This is a genomic window from Muriicola sp. (assembly GCF_049669965.1).
Lineage (GTDB): Bacteria > Bacteroidota > Bacteroidia > Flavobacteriales > Flavobacteriaceae > Muriicola.
Genome location: NZ_JBATLB010000085.1, coordinates 1 through 20,806 on the forward strand (window position 1 = coordinate 1; position 20,806 = coordinate 20,806).

The following is a 20,806-nucleotide window of genomic DNA, read 5'->3' on the forward strand; positions in this document are numbered from 1 at the left end:
GTACAAGGCTTACGAACAGAGCGATGCAAGTCTTTTTGAGATCAATCCGGTTTTAAAAACCTCCGATGATAAGATCATGGCCGTAGATGCCAAGGTATCTATCGATGACAATGCTTTGTTCCGGAGAAAACAATATGCTGAAATGCGCGACCTGCGGGAGGAAAATCCTATTGAAGTGGAAGCTCGGGCGGTTGGACTCAATTATGTAGATCTCGACGGAAATGTAGGTTGTATGGTAAATGGTGCCGGACTAGCCATGGCCACCATGGATCTAATAAAAATGGCAGGGGGAGAACCTGCTAACTTTCTGGACGTTGGAGGAACAGCCGATGCAAAAAGAGTAGAAGAGGCATTCAGGATCATCTTAAAGGATGAAAATGTAAAGGCCATCCTTATCAATATTTTTGGCGGGATCGTTCGATGCGACCGGGTTGCCCAAGGGATAGTAGATGCGTATAAGAATATGGGAGATGCCATTAAAGTTCCTATTATAGTAAGACTGCAGGGAACAAATGCCGAACTGGCCAAGGAGATCATCGATTCGTCTGGTCTGGCAGTACATTCCGCAGTGCAGTTCCAGGAAGCTGCAGATAAAGTAAAGGCGGTTTTAGCTTAAAAGAAAAGATTTTTATTGGAAGGGCGACGCCAGCTGGCGTCGCCCTTTTTTATTGGCGTTAATTTTAAAATTCTGTTAAAAAACTAAAAAGCCGTAACATTCTCATTCAGGACTCGTCCTTTATAGTATAACATCAATCTAATTATTAATCAAAAAACAAACAAGTCATGAGAAAATTACCTGTAGTACTAGTAGCGGCTCTTCTTCTAACAGCCGGAAATTTATTTGCCATTGATTCCAACACTAACGATCCAACAAAAGAATTGGCTATACAAATCAGTCATCTTTTAGAGGACAATTTTTTTGTTATAAATGATCACGACCTTACTGCTAATGTGTTGTTCACCCTAAACAAGGACATGGAGATTGTAGTAATTTCAGTAGATTCTGAAGACGAAGTATTGGAACGTTTTGTGAAAAGTCGGTTGAATTATCAAGCAGTTGATATTGAAGCGGCCGAAGAAGGAAAAATGTACACAGTCCCTGTCCGTATAAAAGGATAGATACTGCAGTTATCATAAAAAGGTCCTGAGGTTGCTCAGGACCTTTTTTTATTTTTATAAGGTACCGAGCCTAGCCCGGTGAACTTGCCTTTCCTTGGTTTAGAAGGCCCTTTTTGGGTTATTTTTTTTGGAGTATTCAAGATATCTTTGGGCACTTTGGGATCTTCCTTGGTTCCTCGTAAGTGGATGACCAGTCCATTTAAGAAGTTGCGCAATACCTGATCGCCACACTCCTTGTATTTCGGATGATCTTCCCTGCGGCAAAATGCTCCGATCTCGCTTTTTGAAATACGGAAATCCACCAGAGCCAAAATATCAACGATCTCGTCATCTCGTAACATTAGAGCTACCCTGAGCTTTTTTAGAATATCATTATTGGTCATAACAGTAATTTTAAGCAAGGTATTACAAAAGAACAAAGAACACACCCCAGCAGCATTTTAAATAGCACTTGGCGTAAGAATGTCCATCTTTCTGGAGCTAGAAAAGGTATAAATAGTCATTAAACTGCCATTAAGACAGTATTATTATCTGTATTAATGACAAAAGGGCATGATATAGCAGTTGGTATATGCTTTGTACTATATGGGAAAATTAAGTTCAATTAAATCTAAAAAGTCATGAGTATAGTAACACGTAACAACCTGATGTTCCCTTCCCTGATGAATGAATTTTTTAAACCGGATTGGTTTGGAGGAAGTGAAAATTATGCAGCGACTCTTCCTGCAGTAAATATTAAGGAAGATGATACCGGATTTCATCTGGAACTGGCGATTCCCGGAATGAAAAAGGATGATTTTAACGTAGAGATAGATAATGACATTCTAACTATTTCTATGGAAACAAAAACAGAGGATGAAAAAACTGAGGAGAACTATACCAGAAAGGAATTCTCGTATACCTCCTTCAAAAGATCCTTTACCTTGCCCGAAACAGTTAATAGTGAAAAGATCAAAGCTGCTTATACAGACGGAATATTGTCCTTCAATCTCCCTAAGAAAGAAGAGGCACTTCCCAAGCCAAAGCGCCTGATCGAAATAGGTAAATAAGGTAGGAAGAAATTATGCGTAACCCGTGCTAAGGGTTTTCATAATGGTTGGTTTGTTTGGTTAGTTGAATAGCGCTTCAAGAAATTGGGGCGCTATTTTTATAGGGGTTCGTTTAAGATGGCTAAACACATCATGATCCCTTCCAAGAAATTTCCCACGCGGAGATTTTCGTTGGGGGCATGAATGCTATTATCAGGATTCGGGATTCGTATAGATATTGCCGGGACATTCAAAGTACGGACAAAAGGTGCTATTGGTTGCGACCCCCCAGTGGTTCTCATATTCACCAACTTAGTTCCAAAAACAGCTTGCATGGCCCTGTTGAGAAATTTTCCTGCGTCTGAATCCATCTCAGTGCGGAAAGGCAGTGATCCCAGACGATAAGAGAGGGACGCTAATTTTGAATAAGAGCTGCGCTCCTTTGCTGTGGGAATACTATCTACCATATGGTATCCTTGGGTTTTTAAATGCTCTTCCAACAATAGCAACATGCGTTCCCCGGGAGTTTCAGGTACCAAGCGCATATCGATCTCAATATCTACCTCCTCAGGGATGATCGTTCTAACCTCTTTTCCCACCCAGGCAGCGCGCAAACCTCTTATATTCAAAGAGGGGTATTGCAACGACTCCTGGTAGCTTCCGCCTACCTGGTCTCTTTCTGCAATTCCCAATCGGATCTTAAGACTGTCTTCGTTTTCGGGCAGGGAATTCAATGCTTTTTTATCACTCTCGGACAAAGTGATCCCATCATAGAACCCTTTGATCTGAACCTGTCCGTTGGGATCTTTTAAGCTGGCAATAAATCTCGCTGCCTCAAAGACCGGGTTGGGAGCAAAATTTCCATACTGTCCGCTGTGTAGAGGCGTTTTTGGCCCAAAGATCTTAATCGTAGCTGTAGCGATTCCACGGGCTCCATAGGTAAGTGTTGGCCAATTGGAAATATGTCGGGTTCCGTCCATGATCAGGACCATATCGGCACCGAGGAGATCACGATGTTGTTCTACCGCCTCTGCCAGTGTAGGGGAGCCTAATTCTTCCTGAAAGTCCATGATCACTTTGATATTAAAACCGGCTTGCAGAGACCTTTGTTTAAATATATCGAGCGCTGTGATAAATGAAATAGCCGGACCTTTGGAATCTGAGGCAGATCTTCCAAAAATTCGCCAATCAGGATCTGTCTGTGACTTCAACTTCCAGTCGATCGGTACCCAGTTGCCCGATGTTGTTCGCTGTTTTATCACCGGAGTAAAGGGATCTGGTTGATCCCAGGCTGAGGAATCTACAGGTTGCCCGTCTATCTGGAGATAAAATAGGATCGTCTTTTTATCTTTGGAAAGTAATTTCTCAGCAAATAGGAGCGGAGCCCCTTCCGTAGTAATAATGCGCGTGTTAAATTCTAGATTTTTAAAGCGATCTATACACCAGTTTAGATTGTTGGTCACGTCTTCCTTATTGCTTCCAATATTGGGGATCTTCATAAAGCTCATCAGTTCTTCAATACCTTTGTCTAATTGGGTATTGGCAGCAGCCTCAATTTCATTTCCTGTCATGGATTGACCGATAGCCATTAAGGAGCTGATGGACCATAGTAGCGCAAGTAGTATTCTTTTATTCATGATCCTGAATTATTTAATCCTGATTTTGCAGGCTTTTGATCTCATCCCGAAGCTTGGCAGCCAGCATAAAATCTAGTTCTTTGGCTGCTTTTTCCATGGCCTTCCGCTTAGTGCGGATCATCTTTTCCTTCTGTTCCTTGGTAAGGTATTCCAGATCTGGTTCTGCTGCTCTGAGCTCTTCTTTTATAAAGTGGTAGGTAGATACAGAGTTTTTGGCCAGGGCATTGTCCAGACTCTTGTTGAGTGCGGTGGGGGTAATGTTGTTTTCAAGGTTATATGCAGTCTGTTTTTCTCTTCGATAGGTAGTCTCATCCATCGTCTTTTTCATACTATCCGTGATCTTATCGGCATACATGATGGCCTTTCCATTCAAGTGGCGAGCTGCCCGGCCAACGGTTTGCGTCAGGGAACGATTACTCCTTAAAAAACCTTCTTTATCCGCATCCAAAATGGCTACCAGGGATACTTCCGGGAGATCGAGCCCTTCTCTCAACAGATTCACCCCAATGAGTACATCAAAGATTCCTTTTCTCAGATCCTGCATGATCTCTACCCTTTCCAGGGTATCCACGTCACTGTGGATATACCGGCAACGCACATTAATTCTAGTGAGATATTTGGCCAATTCTTCTGCCATTCTTTTGGTCAGGGTGGTAACCAGGGTCCGTTCATCTTTCTCCACGCGCTGTTGTATCTCCTCCACAAGGTCATCTATCTGATTCTTGCTGGGCCGTACTTCAATTACGGGGTCCAATAGGCCTGTGGGTCTTATCACCTGCTCCACGTAAACACCCTGACAGAGTTGTAATTCGTAGTCGGCCGGCGTGGCACTGACATATATAACCTGATTCTGCAAGGCTTCAAATTCTTCGAATTTTAAAGGACGGTTGTCCATGGCCGCGGGCAGGCGAAATCCATAATCTACCAGGTTTTCTTTTCGCGATCTGTCCCCACCATACATAGCGTGGACCTGCGGAATGGTCACGTGACTTTCATCTACCACCATCAGATAATCGTCCGGAAAATAATCAAGCAGGCAGAAGGGACGGGTTCCCGGTTCACGTCCATCCAGGTACCTGGAATAGTTCTCAATTCCCGAACAATACCCCAGCTCTCTGATCATTTCCAGGTCAAAATTGGTGCGTTCCTCCAGTCTTTTTGCTTCCAATGGCTTTCCTATTTCAGAGAAATAGGCAATCTGATTTGTAAGATCGTGCTGAATTTGGTGAATGGCATTTTGAAGTATGTCCGGGGAGGTTACGAACATGTTAGCTGGATATATATTCAAAGTTTCATACACTTCGATCAGGCTATTGTTAAAGGGGTCGAAGGCTTCTATCTCTTCTATCTCATCCCCGAAAAAGTGTATCCTGAAAGCGTGATCGGCATAACTTGGAAAGACATCAACCACATCTCCTTTTACCCTGAAATTCCCGTTCTTAAAATCGGCAGTAGTCCTTGAATACAAACTTTGTACCAGCTGATGAAGGAACTTGGTTCTGGCAATGACCTGATCTTTTCGAATAGTGATGACATTTTTCTGAAATTCAACCGGATTCCCGATCCCGTAAAGGCAGGAAACCGAAGCGACCACCAAAACGTCCCGTCTGCCGGAAAGCAAAGAAGAAGTGGCACTCAACCTTAGTTTTTCAATATCTTCATTGATAGACAAATCTTTCTCAATGTATAATCCACTCGTGGGAATATAGGCCTCTGGTTGGTAGTAATCGTAATAAGATACAAAATACTCTACGGCGTTTTCCGGAAAAAATTGTTTAAACTCCGAATAAAGTTGTGCCGCCAGGGTTTTGTTATGGGCCAGTACCAGGGTAGGTTTTTGTACCCGTTCTATGACATTGGCTACCGTAAAAGTCTTGCCGGAGCCGGTTACTCCTAGCAAAGTTTGATAGCGCTCATCTTCTCCCAAGCCATCAACAAGTTGCTGGATGGCTTCAGGCTGATCTCCGGTAGGCTTGAAATCGGATACTACTTTGAACTTCATACGGTAAAATTACGAAAGACACTTGGTTTGGAGATCGCTTAAAGAATAGATTTTTGAAGATCATCGCTTTAAAGAAAAATGCCCGATTAATTCTTGATTTGTATTGTCTCTGGCCTTAAACCAATAATCTGCGGCGGGTAGTGAGCCACCGTTAATTGTGCCATCCCATCCTCTTGTAGTAGGATCTATCTGAACTAGTAATTGCCCATATCTGTTATAGATCTCAATGCTAACCAAAGTAAGATCGCCACTGGTTTCTGGGGGAATGTATTGCCAGTAATCATTTATCCCGTCACCATTTGGAGAGAAGAATTTTGGAAAGCCTTCCAGACTAAGGTCCTGAACGATTACCTCTTCAGCAATACCACAACCGTTCTTATCGCGCACATAGAGCGTATGAGTGCCATAGGGGATGTTGGTGAAGGTATTGTTATTTTGATAGGGTCCATTGATATCATCAATGGCATATTCATAATCTCCGGGGCCCGATGCCTGTACAATTATACGGATCCCATTTGCCTGTTCCGTCACATCGATAGCGGTAATAGTTGCAATTCCAGAGCTTTGTACCGTAAATAACAGAGAGGATGGGCATTCCAGATTCCCACTTTGAGGGATAAGGTTATAGGCTTCATACCGATAATTCCCCGGATTACTGAAGGTAACACTGGGCAGGCTAGATATTAAGGATTCATTTCCGTTATTGTTTATTTGATACCAACGAAATCCGTCGGCTGTATCTGAAGTGGTGTATACGAGCGGAAAATCATCTTCGCAGCTAGCAATAGTGTTTGGAATGTTGATCGCTGGATTCAGCGTTACCAATGCACCTGTCATGGGATCAAAAAACGGCCCGCAACCCTGTAGGGTTGAGAAAACCTCTTGTTGACAACCAATGGCCTCCCCGGCATCATTAAAGGGAACAATGGTGATAAAAAATGTTTGATTACCCTCTAATTCCAGTATTCCGGTCTGATTCAGGGGCGGGAATGCCACATTATTTAAAACCTCAGCGCTAAATGGAGAATAGCCTAACGTTATTCGATATCCGGTAGCACCAGGTACGGCAGTCCATTCCAAAATGGGTGTCAGGGGTACATTGGTTGCTCCATTGGCCGGGTAGATAAGTGTTGTACAGCCGGGCAAGGTGGCAATTTCACTCGTAGTAAAACTGAATTCCGGGCAAGAAGAAGAATCCCCAACAAGGTTGTAAGAAGTAATGCGTACATAAATTGTTGTCTCAGGGGGAAGATCAAGAATGGGATCATAATTTAGGGTATTTCCTAAGTTTAAATTATCCAGAATATCACTCCCTCCGGGATTTGTTCCTAGTGAAAGTCTGTATCCTATTGCCGTAGGGCTATATTGCCAGCGAATATTGGTAGAAGGATTAATATCAACAGCCCCGTCAAAAGGAAAATTTATTTGTGTACAGCCAGGCACCTCATTTATTGCAGCCGTGGTGAAGGATTCGGATTCACAAGCTATTTCAATATTTCCACCTTCAAAGTCGAATAAGCTTACGGTAACATAAATTAGCGTACTTTCAGGTAGCCCCAGAGGTGGCTTGTAAGAAGTGGCACTACCTACGATCTCTCTGTTTAAGATGTCCGTTGCCCCCGGGCTGGTCCCAAGAGAAATAATATAGCCTGGAATGTTTGGCACCTGGTTCCATGAAATAGTTGCATCTACAGCAACGTTTACGGCTCCGTTTAGAGGACTTATTAGGACGGGAGAAGAGCACTGCTGACTATGACCTGGTTGGGCCAGAAAGAGGAGCAAAATAGATAGGCAGAGGGCAATATGATACCCCAAACCCATTCGATTTGCTGATCTACTCGTATTCATGGACTAACTTTTAAGCCTGCCCCGTTCCCGAAAAACCAATTGGAGGTCTCGCCCTGACTGAATAGTAGGAATGGGAAAAGAAGCCCAAAAAGGAATAAGGAGGTAAACTTTTTCATAGTGTCTTCTCAAACACCACAATATACTACAAATCCCTCTTTTTCAACAAGAGATAGGACAAATAGACAAAAATCCAGGTCCAGATCAATACGATCAAAATTTCGTACCAGTGTACATGGTAGTTCAGACTTACAGTTTCTCCAATCTGGTTGGCAACAGACTGTACGGCATTCAGACGGGAAAACGGTTCCTTAATAAGATTAAACATGGCGTTCAGGGGAAAGAATCCCATGATGGCGTCTGTAGTTTCAGAGTCGAAGAACTTCCACCGGATCATACCTCTGACAAACCCTTCAAATACCTGCCATAGGATGAGGAATCCGAGGGCGAAAGCCGATCTTTTGACCAATACCCCAAGGAATAAACAGAAGGAGAAAAAACCAACTAATTTTACAAAAAATGCCAGCAGGAATTCCAGATCCGAAAAAATAATAGAAAACTCATCGTAGTCCGAATAGATCAAGCCCAGGATCATGGAAACCACAAAGACGAAGATGGTTGAGATCAGGGCGAAAGTGATCACTGTCAGGAATTTTGACAGGACGAATTCTTTCTTTGAAAGTCCATCAATCAGATTTTGTTTGATAGTTTTATTGCTGTATTCGTTAGACATCATGGAAACGATCACAATAGCTAGGAAAAGCTTAAAAAAAGCCGTTACAAAGGTGTTAAAATGCCAGATATAGGGAAAGTTAAAAATACCTTGTTCTGCCAGGTGGAATTTAATAGGACCAATATCGAATTTGATCGCTGCTACCAGGGCTATAGAGGTAAGCAACACAAAATACGCGATGATAAGGACCTTGCTGGAGCGGTTGTTCCAAAGTTTAATAAATTCTATTTGTAGAAGCCTTTTCATATGCGTGCACCCTGATGGTTAATTGTTTAGGTTTTTCGTAAGCGTTAAGAATTGTTCTTCCAGACTCTCTTTTCGCATGACCAGATGGGTAAGTACGATCCCTTTTTTGAATAAGAATTCATTGAGGATACCAGGATCCATTTTCTCATTGAGTACTGCCGTGATCAAGCCGTTTTCTTCTTCAATCTTGCCAAATCTTGGATCTTCCTTTAGCAGTTTGATTAGTGCCTCAGAGTTATTACTCTTAAGTTCCGTAAATCCGTGAGTTGCAAGCATATTGTCTACCCGGCCAGAATAGAGTTTTTCTCCTTTTCTGAGGATGACCACATGGGTACAAACTTTTTCTACCTCGTCCAGGAGGTGAGAAGCCAATAAAATTGTAGTACCCTGAGAGGCTATCTTTTTAATGATCTGCCTGATCTGATGGATGCCCTGAGGATCTAGCCCATTGGTAGGTTCATCCAAAATAAGGATCTCCGGATCGTTTAACAGGGCAGAGGCAATGGCAAGCCGTTGTTTCATGCCCAGGGAATAGGTTTTAAACTTGCTGTTTTTTCTTTCCCACAGTCCTACCAGTTGGAGGGTTTCTTCAATCCTGTCTTCCGAAACGCCTTTGATCTTACAAACCAGTTTAAGATTTTTAAGAGCAGACATATAGGGGTAAAAATTAGGTCGCTCAATAATGGCTCCCACCTTTTTTAAGGCATTGTGAGTAGAGGTAGTACCGTTGAACCAGGTAAAGGTTCCACCGGTGGCGTTGACCACATTTAGGACAATCCCCAGGGTGGTTGATTTTCCGCTGCCGTTGGGACCCAGAATACCATAAACATTTCCCTTCTCAATTGAGAAAGACAAATCTTTTACTGCAGTAAGGTATCCGAATTTTTTGGTCAGATTAGAGACCGTAAGAATCGTTTCCAAATAGTGTTTAGTTTAGGCAGTTTATAGTAACTTGACGACAGAAACCAGAAATTGTTACAATAAAATCATATTAAAGGTAAGGACCTATGACTCAACAACGGCTGATGTCCAAGAAAAAACCCTCTTTTCCAGTGAGTAAAAAACTCGATACGTTCCTGGAATTGTACAACCGGAAAATTGAGCTCCCCATATTTTATGAAGATTTGCTCAGATTCGCAGGCTCTATTGTGGTCTATGATGATAATGGGGAGGATACCTTATGGGTCCGTGTGTATTACTCCGATTCCGAGCGCAAGGAAATTGATCTTAGTTTAAAAAAAGTGTATTCCACACTTCATTCAGATGGTACCGATCACATTTTCGAGTATCTCAATATTGATGCCGTGGATTATTGCACCTTCGGAAATTCCAAACCTTTTCGAATTAAGGTCAGGAACATTTTAAATGAGAACTTCACATATTTTTATGTAAAAAAGGCAGATGCTTCACGTATTTATGGGTTAGAGCTAGAGCATATGCTATCCCCGTATAATCTTAATTACCTTGTTTTTAAGGATACCCTCATAGAGGAACATATTGCAGGGATCCCGGGAGACATATTTATAAAAAATATGCTACCTCAATGTACCGATTCTGAAAAGTCGCAGTTAGCTAAGGAGTTTGTAAAGTTTAATGAGCGATCTATGATTCAATTGTTGGGTGACATGCGTTCCTATAACTACGTAATTATTCCTATTCATGATTTCGACCACGTTGTTTACAGAATACGCGCCATTGATTTTGATCAGCAGTGCTTTGAAGGAAAACTTAATGTATACCGTCCCCAGTTTTTTAAAGAAAATTTAAAAATGGTTGAATTGGTATCCAGTAAATTGCTCGAGAATTCCATAGAACAGTATAAAGTTGAAGAACGCTCTATCATTGCCAAACGGATCATTAGTGCCAACAAGCGTATAACCCGACTTGTAAATGCTTGTAAAATTGATAAAATCTCCCTCCCTGAGAACGTGGAACGATTAAAGATGGAAATTTTCGAGTTTACCCATGATATCAACTTTAAAAAGTGCAAAACAATGGGCGAGATCCTGAACCTTACGCTGGATTTTGTTAAAAGAAACTATGAAAATGTAACCATGAAGCAGATCATTGATAATAAGATCAATCTTAAATAATTCGAAGAATCTTTTCCGGCAAAGCCTGCTTAGGCCCTACTGTTTCATTTCCTTATTAAAATATACCAGATAATAGTACATCTGTTTTTCCTCATCCCATCCTTTTTCCACAAAACGTTCTGCCGACTCCGGATTGATAAAATCCATACGGATCTGGATATGAGTGTCTAGATTGATCACATTTTTGATCTTCTTACGAGAGTCAGACACCGCCTTGTTGGCAATGGGAAAAGTAGAGACATCCTCAATACTGTATTTGGGACCTTTTTCTACCTTGTAATGCTTAAACTCAGGAATCAGTTCCGGATTCTCCATTACGTCATTGAGAAAGAGAGATTCCTCGAAGGAATCATTTTTTGCAAAATGATTGACCGCCCTATTCATAAACAATACCTCCTGCTGTTTGTCCTCTGCCGGTAAGACCACGTCCTTGGCAAAGTTCTGACAGAATTTTAAGTAACTTTTTGTGTAAAAATTGTCATCTGCAAGGACATTGACGCCTAAAAAGTTTTCCAGCCAATACTTGCTGTCATAGCGGTTACTGTCTACAGACAACACTTTGAAACCTTCTTCTGCCAGGGTGTTGAAAACAAGGCAGCCCTTATCAAGTTTATTCAGATTTACCCCTTGTTCCAGGATCATTTCCAGATGGGCCCCTTTCTCCTTGAATTGAAGAAATTCTTGTTTGATCTCACTCTTAAAGATCCCCACCGCCTCTATTTTCTCATTGTCGAGTACCATATTGCTGAAATGAGCTACAAAGACCTCTCCGTTCTTTATATGTGGATGATTGGATTGCTCGTATAAAAAGCGTGTTATCTTTTTGGAGTGTTCCTGCAGGGAAGCAGGCTCATTAAAAATAGCTTTGGCAGCCTGATAGATCTCGTTGAACTCAAGATCGGTTTCATGAGTGAGTTTAAAGTAATTCTCTTCTTTATCACGAAAGGGTTTAAGGAAGAACTCTTTTAAAAGTCCCCTCGTTTCATCGTTTAGGGGTTGTGTTTCTTCCGAAAGAAAGACACCTTCATTTTTTTGTTTATTACCAACACGGTGTAGCGATAAACTATCGATCTGGGCATTAAAAAGATTAATCATAGGGGGATTCTTGGTTTAAAAAAGAGTTGGGAAAATTATGTATTTCATGTAGTTTGTTTAGGCAGAAATAAGCTTAGTTCCAGTTTTCTTCGAAATCTAGATCATCATACCGATCAAAGGTCTCATCAAAATCGAAAGTGGGATCTGCCTCAAAATTCTTTTCGGGTGGTGCAGACGGAAGCTCCCCAAAACTGAAGAGTACGTTGGGATAATTATGTCCCTCCGTATTTTCAACAATATCGGCTAATTCTACATAGAAGGTCCACATACTTAGAAAATCATAGACATAGATCAGTTTTGGTGTTTGTCGTGTTAGAATGTCTTCCAAAAAGACCTCATTCATTAAACGCAGGGAGGAGGTACCTTCACTCATATCGAATAGGGCGATCTCCTCTTCCTGGTTCCAGTTTTCGTCGCAGATGTAAAAAGATGCCATTTCTTCCCCCAAAAAGCCAAAAGCCTGGGTAATGGCATTGTGAAAGTCTTCAAGGGTGTTATTCGCCTCTATCTCAATATCTCTAAAAATATCCTCCTTGGCATCCAGGATGATCCTGATTTTGAAAATCATGTTCGCTAATTTACCTACGGACAAAGTTACAAAGTTTCGATGGTTGTTCTGGTCTTTTGGGTTTCCAAAACCAAATAAAATTGCAGCCCAAACAAGAGGGATGCCAGTACGAGGTGAATGGGCTGACTCCCAAATGGAAAGTCAAGATAATACATGGCAATACCTGTTAAGATCTCAATACCTATCAGGGTCAATACCCAGTTCATCTTGGTTAGCCTGATTTTTTTTGAGAAAATTTGGTACGCTATCCAGCCATTGAAAAGAACCACCAGAATAGATAGGGAACGATGGATATAGAACTGCAAGGTAGGTTTTGAAAGCCAGAGTGCCTTCGCCTGTTCTCCAATTACATCTATTTGATTATCAACGAATTGCCTTACCTGTGTGCCTAAAATGATCTGTATTATTGTAAGCCCTAATGCCAGCCACAAAAGTCGGTTGATCTGGCGGGTCCCATTAACCTTAGCTAATTTTGAACTGGTTTCTTCCAACAGATAGATCAGCAGCGCCACGATAACCAGCGCCATGATCATATGAATAGTGATCCTGGAAGGTAGTAAAACTGAGTATACCACGGTGGCCCCGAGCCACGCCTGAAAAAGCATTCCAAAGACAACGATCCAGGATATGATAGTGATCTTTTTCTTCGTTCTCCAGAAATAGAAGGAGGCAATCGCCAGAAATAAGGTAGCCAGACCTGCCAAGGCACCCAAAAGCCGATTGATGTATTCTATCCAGGTATGGGTAGCATTAAAAATGGCATAATCATGTTTTTCATAAGCTGTCCAGTAGGTCTCATCGTAAGTGTTACCCGCTATATGGTCTTTGGTGGCGACCCATAAGGACTCGTCCTTAATAATTACCTGTCCCTCCTTAAAGGCGCGTTGTGGTTGCCACTCTAATTCGGACGCTTCGGTAGGCGGAATATAATACCCAAAACACTTGGGCCAGTCCGGGCATCCCATCCCACTGCCGGTCATACGGACTACAGCTCCTGCGATGATCACCAGATAGACCAGGATGAGTGATGTTTTTGCAAGCGGGCGAAATAATTTGAACATAGGAACCATGTTTTTGGCCTACAAAAATACTACACTTTTAATTGGAAAGTCGGCAAATTTCAACTTGAGAAGATAGATTATATACATGGGCGATAACTGTACGCTATTCTATCAAACCCATTGACTTTGCTTTTTGGATCATATAGGCTTTTGCCGCCTCGTATTCATTTGGGATCTCTCCTTCCAGTATGGCTTCTTTGATAGCGTCTTTGATCATCCCAATTTCGCGCGAAGGCTGCAGTCCAAAGGTTTTCATGATCTCTTCACCGCTTACCGGGGGTTGAAAATTACGCACATGATCTCGCGCCTCTACCTCCTCAATTTTTTGGCGAACGATATGAAAGTTATTCTTGTATTTTTTCTGCTTTCTGGGATTTTTGGTCGTGATATCTGCCTCACATAAGGTCATTAGATCATCTACATGATCTCCTGCGTCAAAGATCAATCGGCGTACGGCAGAATCTGTCACAAAATCTTCAGAAAGTACAATGGGTCTGGAACTCATCAGCACCATTTTCTGCACAAATTTCATCTTCTCATTCAAAGGCATATGTAGCCTTTTAAAGAGTTTATACACCATTTTGGAGCCAACAAATTCGTGCGCATGGAAGGTCCAACCAATCTTTTTATCGAATCTTTTGGTGGGAGCCTTGCCAATGTCGTGTAACAATGCCGCCCATCGGAGCCAGAGGTTATCAGTGGTCCCGGAAATATTATCAACAACCTCCAGGGTGTGCCAAAAATTATCTTTGTGCCGTTGGCCCTCAACTTCTTCAATTCCCTGCAAGGAGGTCAATTCAGGGAGGATCAAAGCCAAAAGTCCCGTTTTATGTAAGAGTGAGAATCCTACAGAAGGTACTTCACTCATTAAGATCTTGTGCAGTTCGTCTACGATCCTTTCATTAGAAATGATTTGTATTCTCTTTTTGTTTTCGGAAATAGCCTCCAGGGACCTGCGTTCGATGGTAAAATTCAACTGGGAAGCAAAACGAATGGCACGTAGCATCCGCAAAGGATCATCGGAGTAGGTGATGGCCGGGTCTAAGGGTGTACGTATCAATTTTGAGGTTAGATCCTTCACTCCCTCGAAAGGATCTATCAACAAACCGAAATTGTCAGGATTTAAGGATAATGCCAGGGCATTAATCGTAAAATCCCGGCGCTTCTGATCATCTTCCAGGCTGCCATTTTCAACAACTGGTTTTCGACTATCCCTGTTATAGCTTTCTTTTCTGGCCCCGACAAATTCTACCTCCTTGTCCTGATATTTTAGCATGGCGGTACCAAAATTCTTAAAAACGGTTACCTCGGGTTTACCCGGACTTAAGGAGGCCACTTTTCTGGCGAGGTCAATACCACTTCCCACTGCAACAATATCGATGTCTTTAGGAATACCTCTTTGTAATAAAAGATCCCTCACAAAACCACCAATGACATAAGACTCCAGTGAAAGCTCCGCTGCCGCTTTGGCTATCGTTGTAAACACTGGGTCTTGCAAGGCTTCCTTGTAGTGGGTTTGTATCATGTCTATTCTCGTATGACTTTTACTGTGCCGTCGTTGCCTAGTTTAATGATGGTTGAGGAAGAACCATTTTTGTTGTCGCGCTGCAAATTTACTACATAGTCCACTCCTTTTAAAATCACTGCATCTATTTTGCCAAAGCAAGCAGGTGTAGGTTTACCAGCTATATTGGCGGAGGTAGACACTATGGGTTTTTTAAATTTATTGATGAGATAGCGACAAAATTTATCGGAAGCCACCCGTATGGCCAGGGTATTATCTCCGGCGATCAAATTGGAGGCAACCCCGATAGGTTCATCATATACTATGGTAGTAGGTTTGGTTGCCAGATCCATAATATCATAGGCAATTTCCGGCACCTTTTTTACATGTCTTTCCAACATGCCGTCATTGGCCACCAAACAGACCAAGGCCTTAGTGTCCGGTCTTTTTTTTAACGAATAGATCTTGTTCACTGCCTCCTCATTGGTAGCGTCACAGCCTATCCCCCATACGGTATCCGTTGGGTACAGTATTAGTCCGCCTGCTTCCAGGACCTGCAGGCATGCGTTGATCTCCCGTGTTAGATCGTCCATACTTTAGATTCTTTTAGGTTCAATATCCAATTCAAAAAAGCTCACCAATTGTTGCCACTGAGCCGTGTTGTAATCCTTTTTAATATTAATGTGTTTTAAAGAACTTTTTTGAGAGCCCATGATGGGGATGGCGTTCTTATATCTATTCGCGGCCAGTCTGCAAGCGGTGCCTTGTAAGAGCGACATGCTTTTAAACCACAGATCATCTGCCTTAGGGGCCAGTTCCATAAAGAGTTTTTCATTTTCAAACCGGGGATCAAGAGAGCCTGGCGGATACAATACACCTTCGGCACCGATTGGTAAAATATTCATTCCATTATTCTTTGTTGCTTGGTTGACGGGCCATTGCACGTAGGGCAGGTAGCTGCCAAGAGCGTCCTTGGTTATTGTTCGGGTCTGATTGGCAATTATATGTTGCGGATAACTCAAGGATTCATTATAAATAAGGTTGAGCCAATTGGGCCTATACATCAGATCGTCATCGCATGTAACAATGGCCTTGCCGGGAAACAACTTTATGCTATGGATCAACTTTTTATGAGAAGAATGCAAATGGGTACTTCGTATCTCGAAATGTTTACCTTGTAGCTCCGTAAGTTTGGTGGGCAAAGAATTCATCAACGACTCATGGACCCAAAGCAAGATCTTTTTTGGTGAGACCGACTGCCTAAGTAGACTTCTGATCACCAGGTCAACCACGGCCAGGCGGGCCTCAATAGTTGTTAAGGAGACGATCACAGGAATTCTGGGAGCCGCTGTGCTGTGCAATTTGGCCTGGGACAAGCTCCTTAACCGAAAAGCTGTATATATGGACAAAGGAAGCTCTTTAACCTTCATGAATCGTAAGAATAGTTCATATACATAATTGGCCGCAAATTACATTTTCATATGCTTACGAACGAAGAAAAAGATCAAAATTAGCAGGTTCCTATCAGGTTAATAATATTTATAAGTCAGCTTTTCTAAGCTATGCTAAATACCGTACATTAAAAATATTGGGCCTATTAGTTCGTATTTACTCTTGCGGGCTAAAGAGAAGAATAGCTCGAAAATTTTATTTTTAAAAAGGAAATAAATGAATTCTAACTAAAGGTTTCTATTTTTGTGCGATGCAGCAAGCAGATCCGAAAATTTCTATCATTGTGAGCACCTACAATTCTGAGGCATGGCTAGAGAAGGTGCTGTGGGGTTTCGAATGCCAAACCTTTAAGGATTTTGAGGTGGTGATCGCAGATGACGGTTCCGGACCTAAGACCAAAGCACTTTTGGAGGCCATGGAGAAAAACGTGACCTATCCCATCATCCATGTTTGGCAGGAAGATGACGGATTCCAGAAATCCCGGATCTTAAACAAAGCGGTTCTGGCTTGCAACTCCTCGTATATTATCATGACCGATGGAGATTGTATTCCACGGGAAGATTTTGTAGAAGTACACTATATCAATAAGGAACCCGGCTACTTTATTTCAGGAGGCTATTATATGCTGCCAATGAACATTTCTCAAGCCATTACCCGGAAGGATATTGAGGAGCAGAAATGTTTTAACATCAATTGGTTAAAAGAAATGGGCATTCCCAAAACCTTTAAGAATAACAAGCTCACAGCAAGGGGATTCATTTCAACCTTATTCAATACATTTACACCCACCAATGCGAGTTGGAACGGACATAATTCCTCAGGATGGAAGAAAGATATTTTAAATGTCAATGGCTTTGATGAGCGAATGCAATACGGGGGTCAGGACAGAGAGTTGGGAGAGCGACTATTTAATTTCGGGATCAAATCCAAACAGCTCAGATACAGTGCAGTTTGTGTGCATTTAGATCATAAAAGAGGGTATAGGACTCCAGAATCAATAGAGAAAAATAAGGGCATACGAAGGGAAACCAAAATAAATAAACAGGTTTGGACCCACTACGGCATCACCAAATAATAGGCTAGTCCGTTCTTTAGCTCAAGTCGTTTTAATTCCCGGAAACGCTCAAGCACACTCAAAGAATTTAAATAACAGATTGTTATTCCTTTTTTTCCATCCAATATGCCCAGTCGCAGGATGTAATGGTTAAAAAACTTCCAGGCTGGTTTTAGGATATAGAAAACATAATTGAATCGCTTTTCTCTATAAAAGTCTTCCTTGGCTTTTAGTCGGCCATAATTCAACATCTTCGCTTTATAATCCTCGTAATTCTTATAACAATAATGTATAAGCCTTTCATTTAGGATGCCCGAAGTACCGTCTACTTCAAGAGTTTCGTGTACTATCTTTTTATCGGAGAATTTGGCCTTGTCCTTTTGGAATAGGCGGTAGTTCTTATCCGTCTGCCATCCGCTATAGCGGAGAGCTGATTTTTGGAACATGAATTTTCTGTAGAACCAATACGCTGCATGAGGTTCATCTTCTCTTACAGTTGTTTCAATTTCATTCTTGAGCCCTTCAGGGACAACTTCATCTGCGTCCAGAAATAGAACCCAGGGGTGAGATGCCTGTGTGAGAGCAAATGTCTTTTGTAAGGTAAAATTAGAGAAAGGGTGCTGAACTACAGTTGCTTTTGGATGCGCTTGCAGATATTCATAGGTGCCATCGGTACTATATGAATCTACTACCACGATCTCATCGGCGAAAGAAACAGAATCAATACAGTTTTCAATATACCCCATTTCATTATAGGTAATTATGAGGGCTGTAATTTTATGATTCTCTTTTTTCATAATTTCAGAATCTTATATTGGAGACTTGTTTTAAATACAAAGTTATAACAATAAAAATGTCATAAAATTGTCTAATAGCGAATATTCCTACAAATTAAACAGCCACATCATACTCCCGTAACGCATTGTTCAAGGACGTCTTCAAATCGGTACTGGGTTTTCGTTTCCCGATGATCAGCGCACAAGGAACCTGGAAGGGACCTGCTGAAAATTCTTTGGTGTAACTCCCTGGTATAACAACTGAACGAGCCGGAACCCTACCTTTAATTTCCACAGGAGCTTCTCCTGTGACATCTATTATCTTCGTAGAAGCTGTAAGGACAACATTGGCGCCCAGTACTGCCTCTTTTTCAATTCTTACGCCTTCCACCACTATACAGCGGCTGCCAATAAACGCATTATCCTCTATAATGACGGGAGAGGCCTGCAAGGGTTCTAATACGCCACCAATACCTACACCACCGCTTAAGTGAACATTCTTTCCTATTTGTGCGCAACTACCAACGGTAGCCCAGGTATCTACCATGGTGCCCTCATCTACATACGCACCAATATTCACATAACTTGGCATTAGGATGGTCCCAGGAGCAATATAGGCCCCATGTCTTGCTACAGCATGTGGCACCACTCGGATGCCTTTTTCCTGATACCCCTTTTTTAGAGGAATCTTATCGTGGTATTCGAAGATCCCTACTTCCATGGTGACCATTTTTTGGATCGGAAAATACAGTACAACTGCCTTTTTCACCCATTCATTGATCTGCCATCCATCCTCGCTGGGTTGAGCGCAACGAAGGCTACCCGAATCAATTAGATCTATCACTTCTCTAATGGCTTTTTGGGTGTCGGTTTCCTTGAGAAATTCACGATTTTCCCATGCTCTTTCAATGGTGTTTTGTAGTTCCTTCATGGAGATGCTTAGAATTTCGGCAAAGATAGTAGGTAGGTTGGGATTATGAGGCCGAATTTTATAGGAATAACAATTTATCCTGTATTTTTGCAAAAAAAATACGTGGGGAGGATTGTTGGGTTAGATTTTGGCCGAGTAAGAACAGGTATTGCGACAACAGATGAAATGCAACTGATTGCTTCTGGCTTAACCACTGTACCTACCACAGAATTGTTGTCCTTTCTGAAAAAATTTGTGGCTGAAGAGAAAGTAACTTCCTTCGTGGTTGGAGAGCCAAGGCAAATGAACAATATGCCGTCAGAATCGGAAGCTATTATTGGGCCTTTTGTAGAGGTTTTGAAGAAAACATTTCCAGACATTCCGGTGCATCGGCAAGATGAACGATTCACTTCGCAAATGGCCGTAAAAAGTATGGTCGCATCCGGGATGAAGAAAAAGAACCGAAGGGATAAAAAAATGGTAGATGAGATCAGTGCTACCCTTATCCTACAGGGTTATCTGGAACGAATAAAGTAATGTTCAAAGCAGAATGTACTTATAAATTTAAAGCTTGTAATATGATTTTACCTATTGTGGCGTATGGGGATCCGGTTCTTAGAAAAGTATGTTCGGATATCGATCAGGAGTATGAAGGATTGGAAACGCTTCTCAGTAATATGTGGGATACCATGTACAATGCTAATGGAGTAGGTTTGGCAGCCCCGCAAATAGGATTGCCTATCCGACTTTTTATGGTAGATACCTCACCATTTGCAGAAGATGAAGATCTAACTGTGGAGGAGCGGGAACAACTCGCAGGGTTTAAAAAAGTATTTATCAATGCAACGATCATAGAAGAAACCGGCACTAACTGGGCTTTTAATGAAGGCTGCCTCAGTATTCCGGATATCCGTGAGGATGTCTCCAGGCAGGATACTATCAACATCAGGTATATGGATGAAGAATTCAAATGGCATACGCATACCTATGACGGACTCTTAGCCCGTGTAATACAACATGAATACGATCATATTGAAGGCATTTTATTTACTGATAAGATCTCCAGCCTTAAAAAACGATTATTAAAAGGAAAATTGACCAACATTACCAAGGGGAAAATACAGGTAGATTACAAAATGCGCTTTCCGATGTTAAAAAAAGGACGATAGTGAAGGGTGAATCAGTTTAATTTTACATATTTGCGCCGAAATCATTGAATTTTATGAGTTTAGATAAGATTATATCAATTGGGGGAAAACCCGGATTATTTAAATTAGTTACTCAAACCAGGACAGGCTTTGTGGCTGAGTCGCTTTTAGACGGAAAGAGGATCACGGTGGGGATGACAAGCAACGTTAGTGTCTTATCTGAGATCGCCATTTTTACCCTGGAGGAAGAATTGCCTTTAGTGGCTGTGTTTAAGAAAATTCAGGAGAAAGAGGAAGGTGGAAAGACCTCCATTGGTCACAAAGAAGATAAACTCACATTAGAGGAGTACTTTTTTGATGTAGTACCCAACTACGATGAGGACAGGGTATATCCCAGCGATATCAAAAAGGTGATCCAGTGGTATAATTTACTGCACGCACACGGGATCACAGATTTTGCCACCGAAGAAAAGGCTGAAGCCGATTCAGAAAAAAAATAGATCCTCTTTTCCCATTCGTATTTAACGTATAATTT

General features: G+C 41.7%; 21 protein-coding genes and 1 pseudogene. 8 read left to right on the forward strand and 14 right to left on the reverse strand.

Annotated elements, in window-relative coordinates:
* Both sucC and WBM49_RS04670 read left to right on the forward strand, forming a co-directional pair.
* A pseudogene (gene sucC, locus WBM49_RS04665) lies at positions 1-616 on the forward strand (succinate--CoA ligase subunit beta); the annotation flags it as partial.
* A gap of 167 nt (positions 617-783) precedes the next feature.
* On the forward strand, positions 784-1,119 hold the full coding sequence (locus WBM49_RS04670) for a hypothetical protein (protein WP_424370903.1): 336 nt from the start codon (positions 784-786) through the stop codon (positions 1,117-1,119).
* A gap of 35 nt (positions 1,120-1,154) precedes the next feature.
* Here the strand turns inward: WBM49_RS04670 and WBM49_RS04675 are convergent, their stop codons facing one another.
* Positions 1,155-1,502, reverse strand: coding sequence for a DUF1456 family protein (locus WBM49_RS04675; protein ID WP_424370904.1), 348 nt, complete (start codon positions 1,500-1,502; stop codon positions 1,155-1,157).
* A gap of 237 nt (positions 1,503-1,739) precedes the next feature.
* On the opposite strand from WBM49_RS04675, the gene WBM49_RS04680 reads away from it, so the two are divergent.
* On the forward strand, positions 1,740-2,168 hold the full coding sequence (locus tag WBM49_RS04680) for an Hsp20/alpha crystallin family protein (protein ID WP_424370905.1): 429 nt from the start codon (positions 1,740-1,742) through the stop codon (positions 2,166-2,168).
* Between the two features lie 98 nt (positions 2,169-2,266).
* Here WBM49_RS04680 and WBM49_RS04685 read toward each other — a convergent pair whose 3' ends face one another.
* The 5 genes from WBM49_RS04685 to WBM49_RS04705 form a co-directional block, all read right to left on the reverse strand.
* Entirely contained in the window at positions 2,267-3,784 is a 1,518-nt protein-coding gene (locus WBM49_RS04685; protein WP_424370906.1) for a M20/M25/M40 family metallo-hydrolase, read from the reverse strand.
* A gap of 13 nt (positions 3,785-3,797) precedes the next feature.
* Positions 3,798-5,786, reverse strand: coding sequence for an excinuclease ABC subunit UvrB (uvrB, locus tag WBM49_RS04690; RefSeq protein WP_424370907.1), 1,989 nt, complete (start codon positions 5,784-5,786; stop codon positions 3,798-3,800).
* 60 nt (positions 5,787-5,846) lie between these two features.
* Positions 5,847-7,634, reverse strand: coding sequence for a T9SS type B sorting domain-containing protein (locus WBM49_RS04695; protein WP_424370908.1), 1,788 nt, complete (start codon positions 7,632-7,634; stop codon positions 5,847-5,849).
* Positions 7,635-7,776: 142 nt separating this feature from the next.
* Positions 7,777-8,610, reverse strand: a complete 834-nt coding sequence (locus WBM49_RS04700) for an ABC transporter permease (protein WP_424370909.1) — start codon at positions 8,608-8,610, stop codon at positions 7,777-7,779.
* An 18-nt stretch (positions 8,611-8,628) separates the two neighbouring features.
* On the reverse strand, positions 8,629-9,531 hold the full coding sequence (locus tag WBM49_RS04705; RefSeq protein WP_424370910.1) for an ABC transporter ATP-binding protein: 903 nt from the start codon (positions 9,529-9,531) through the stop codon (positions 8,629-8,631).
* A gap of 86 nt (positions 9,532-9,617) precedes the next feature.
* On the opposite strand from WBM49_RS04705, the gene WBM49_RS04710 reads away from it, so the two are divergent.
* Positions 9,618-10,703 (forward strand): hypothetical protein, encoded by a 1,086-nt coding sequence (locus tag WBM49_RS04710; RefSeq protein ID WP_424370911.1) that lies wholly within the window; start codon positions 9,618-9,620, stop codon positions 10,701-10,703.
* A 36-nt stretch (positions 10,704-10,739) separates the two neighbouring features.
* Here the strand turns inward: WBM49_RS04710 and WBM49_RS04715 are convergent, their stop codons facing one another.
* From WBM49_RS04715 to WBM49_RS04740, 6 genes are all read right to left on the reverse strand, one after another.
* The gene (locus WBM49_RS04715; protein ID WP_424370912.1) at positions 10,740-11,798 is read right to left on the reverse strand and encodes a nucleoid-associated protein; all 1,059 of its coding nucleotides are present in this window, start codon (positions 11,796-11,798) and stop codon (positions 10,740-10,742) included.
* A 73-nt stretch (positions 11,799-11,871) separates the two neighbouring features.
* The gene (locus WBM49_RS04720; protein ID WP_424370913.1) at positions 11,872-12,366 is read right to left on the reverse strand and encodes an IS1096 element passenger TnpR family protein; all 495 of its coding nucleotides are present in this window, start codon (positions 12,364-12,366) and stop codon (positions 11,872-11,874) included.
* 26 nt (positions 12,367-12,392) lie between these two features.
* The gene (locus WBM49_RS04725) at positions 12,393-13,427 is read right to left on the reverse strand and encodes a COX15/CtaA family protein (RefSeq protein ID WP_424370914.1); all 1,035 of its coding nucleotides are present in this window, start codon (positions 13,425-13,427) and stop codon (positions 12,393-12,395) included.
* Positions 13,428-13,530: 103 nt separating this feature from the next.
* Positions 13,531-14,952, reverse strand: coding sequence for a CCA tRNA nucleotidyltransferase (locus WBM49_RS04730; RefSeq protein WP_424370915.1), 1,422 nt, complete (start codon positions 14,950-14,952; stop codon positions 13,531-13,533).
* Positions 14,953-14,954: 2 nt separating this feature from the next.
* Positions 14,955-15,524, reverse strand: coding sequence for an L-threonylcarbamoyladenylate synthase (locus WBM49_RS04735; RefSeq protein ID WP_424370916.1), 570 nt, complete (start codon positions 15,522-15,524; stop codon positions 14,955-14,957).
* A 3-nt stretch (positions 15,525-15,527) separates the two neighbouring features.
* Positions 15,528-16,361, reverse strand: a complete 834-nt coding sequence (locus tag WBM49_RS04740; RefSeq protein ID WP_424370917.1) for a hypothetical protein — start codon at positions 16,359-16,361, stop codon at positions 15,528-15,530.
* A 272-nt stretch (positions 16,362-16,633) separates the two neighbouring features.
* Here WBM49_RS04740 and WBM49_RS04745 point away from each other — a divergent pair, with 272 nt between their 5' ends.
* A complete protein-coding gene (locus WBM49_RS04745; RefSeq protein WP_424370918.1) occupies positions 16,634-17,458 on the forward strand; it encodes a glycosyltransferase family 2 protein in 825 nt (274 codons plus the stop codon).
* Here the strand turns inward: WBM49_RS04745 and WBM49_RS04750 are convergent.
* Both WBM49_RS04750 and WBM49_RS04755 read right to left on the reverse strand, forming a co-directional pair.
* Positions 17,440-18,234 (reverse strand): glycosyltransferase family 2 protein, encoded by a 795-nt coding sequence (locus WBM49_RS04750; RefSeq protein WP_424370919.1) that lies wholly within the window; start codon positions 18,232-18,234, stop codon positions 17,440-17,442. The genes WBM49_RS04745 and WBM49_RS04750 overlap by 19 nt on opposite strands.
* A gap of 94 nt (positions 18,235-18,328) precedes the next feature.
* Positions 18,329-19,144 (reverse strand): 2,3,4,5-tetrahydropyridine-2,6-dicarboxylate N-succinyltransferase, encoded by an 816-nt coding sequence (locus tag WBM49_RS04755; protein ID WP_424370920.1) that lies wholly within the window; start codon positions 19,142-19,144, stop codon positions 18,329-18,331.
* Between the two features lie 102 nt (positions 19,145-19,246).
* Between WBM49_RS04755 and ruvX the strand changes: the two genes are divergently transcribed.
* Genes ruvX through WBM49_RS04770 form a run of 3 tightly spaced genes read left to right on the forward strand, consistent with a single transcriptional unit; the run spans position 19,247 to position 20,771 of the window.
* Positions 19,247-19,660 (forward strand): Holliday junction resolvase RuvX, encoded by a 414-nt coding sequence (gene ruvX / locus WBM49_RS04760; RefSeq protein WP_424370939.1) that lies wholly within the window; start codon positions 19,247-19,249, stop codon positions 19,658-19,660.
* A 41-nt stretch (positions 19,661-19,701) separates the two neighbouring features.
* On the forward strand, positions 19,702-20,292 hold the full coding sequence (def, locus tag WBM49_RS04765; RefSeq protein WP_424370921.1) for a peptide deformylase: 591 nt from the start codon (positions 19,702-19,704) through the stop codon (positions 20,290-20,292).
* A gap of 53 nt (positions 20,293-20,345) precedes the next feature.
* The gene (locus WBM49_RS04770) at positions 20,346-20,771 is read left to right on the forward strand and encodes a DUF5606 domain-containing protein (protein WP_424370922.1); all 426 of its coding nucleotides are present in this window, start codon (positions 20,346-20,348) and stop codon (positions 20,769-20,771) included.
* Positions 20,772-20,806: the final 35 nt, after the last annotated feature.

Excerpts from the sequence above, each read along its gene's own strand:
- WBM49_RS04750 (WP_424370919.1), bottom strand. The coding sequence starts at position 18,234 with ATGAAAAAAGAGAATCATAAAATTACAGCCCTCATAATTACCTATAAT.
- WBM49_RS04730 (WP_424370915.1), bottom strand. The coding sequence starts at position 14,952 with ATGATACAAACCCACTACAAGGAAGCCTTGCAAGACCCAGTGTTTACA.
- uvrB (WP_424370907.1), bottom strand. The coding sequence starts at position 5,786 with ATGAAGTTCAAAGTAGTATCCGATTTCAAGCCTACCGGAGATCAGCCT.
- WBM49_RS04720 (WP_424370913.1), bottom strand. The coding sequence starts at position 12,366 with ATGATTTTCAAAATCAGGATCATCCTGGATGCCAAGGAGGATATTTTT.
- WBM49_RS04770 (WP_424370922.1), top strand. The coding sequence starts at position 20,346 with ATGAGTTTAGATAAGATTATATCAATTGGGGGAAAACCCGGATTATTT.
- WBM49_RS04745 (WP_424370918.1), top strand. The coding sequence starts at position 16,634 with ATGCAGCAAGCAGATCCGAAAATTTCTATCATTGTGAGCACCTACAAT.
- WBM49_RS04680 (WP_424370905.1), top strand. The coding sequence starts at position 1,740 with ATGAGTATAGTAACACGTAACAACCTGATGTTCCCTTCCCTGATGAAT.
- WBM49_RS04685 (WP_424370906.1), bottom strand. The coding sequence starts at position 3,784 with ATGAATAAAAGAATACTACTTGCGCTACTATGGTCCATCAGCTCCTTA.
- WBM49_RS04755 (WP_424370920.1), bottom strand. The coding sequence starts at position 19,144 with ATGAAGGAACTACAAAACACCATTGAAAGAGCATGGGAAAATCGTGAA.
- WBM49_RS04695 (WP_424370908.1), bottom strand. The coding sequence starts at position 7,634 with ATGAATACGAGTAGATCAGCAAATCGAATGGGTTTGGGGTATCATATT.
- WBM49_RS04700 (WP_424370909.1), bottom strand. The coding sequence starts at position 8,610 with ATGAAAAGGCTTCTACAAATAGAATTTATTAAACTTTGGAACAACCGC.
- WBM49_RS04725 (WP_424370914.1), bottom strand. The coding sequence starts at position 13,427 with ATGTTCAAATTATTTCGCCCGCTTGCAAAAACATCACTCATCCTGGTC.
- def (WP_424370921.1), top strand. The coding sequence starts at position 19,702 with ATGATTTTACCTATTGTGGCGTATGGGGATCCGGTTCTTAGAAAAGTA.
- WBM49_RS04735 (WP_424370916.1), bottom strand. The coding sequence starts at position 15,524 with ATGGACGATCTAACACGGGAGATCAACGCATGCCTGCAGGTCCTGGAA.
- WBM49_RS04710 (WP_424370911.1), top strand. The coding sequence starts at position 9,618 with ATGACTCAACAACGGCTGATGTCCAAGAAAAAACCCTCTTTTCCAGTG.
- WBM49_RS04715 (WP_424370912.1), bottom strand. The coding sequence starts at position 11,798 with ATGATTAATCTTTTTAATGCCCAGATCGATAGTTTATCGCTACACCGT.
- WBM49_RS04670 (WP_424370903.1), top strand. The coding sequence starts at position 784 with ATGAGAAAATTACCTGTAGTACTAGTAGCGGCTCTTCTTCTAACAGCC.
- WBM49_RS04675 (WP_424370904.1), bottom strand. The coding sequence starts at position 1,502 with ATGACCAATAATGATATTCTAAAAAAGCTCAGGGTAGCTCTAATGTTA.
- WBM49_RS04740 (WP_424370917.1), bottom strand. The coding sequence starts at position 16,361 with ATGAAGGTTAAAGAGCTTCCTTTGTCCATATATACAGCTTTTCGGTTA.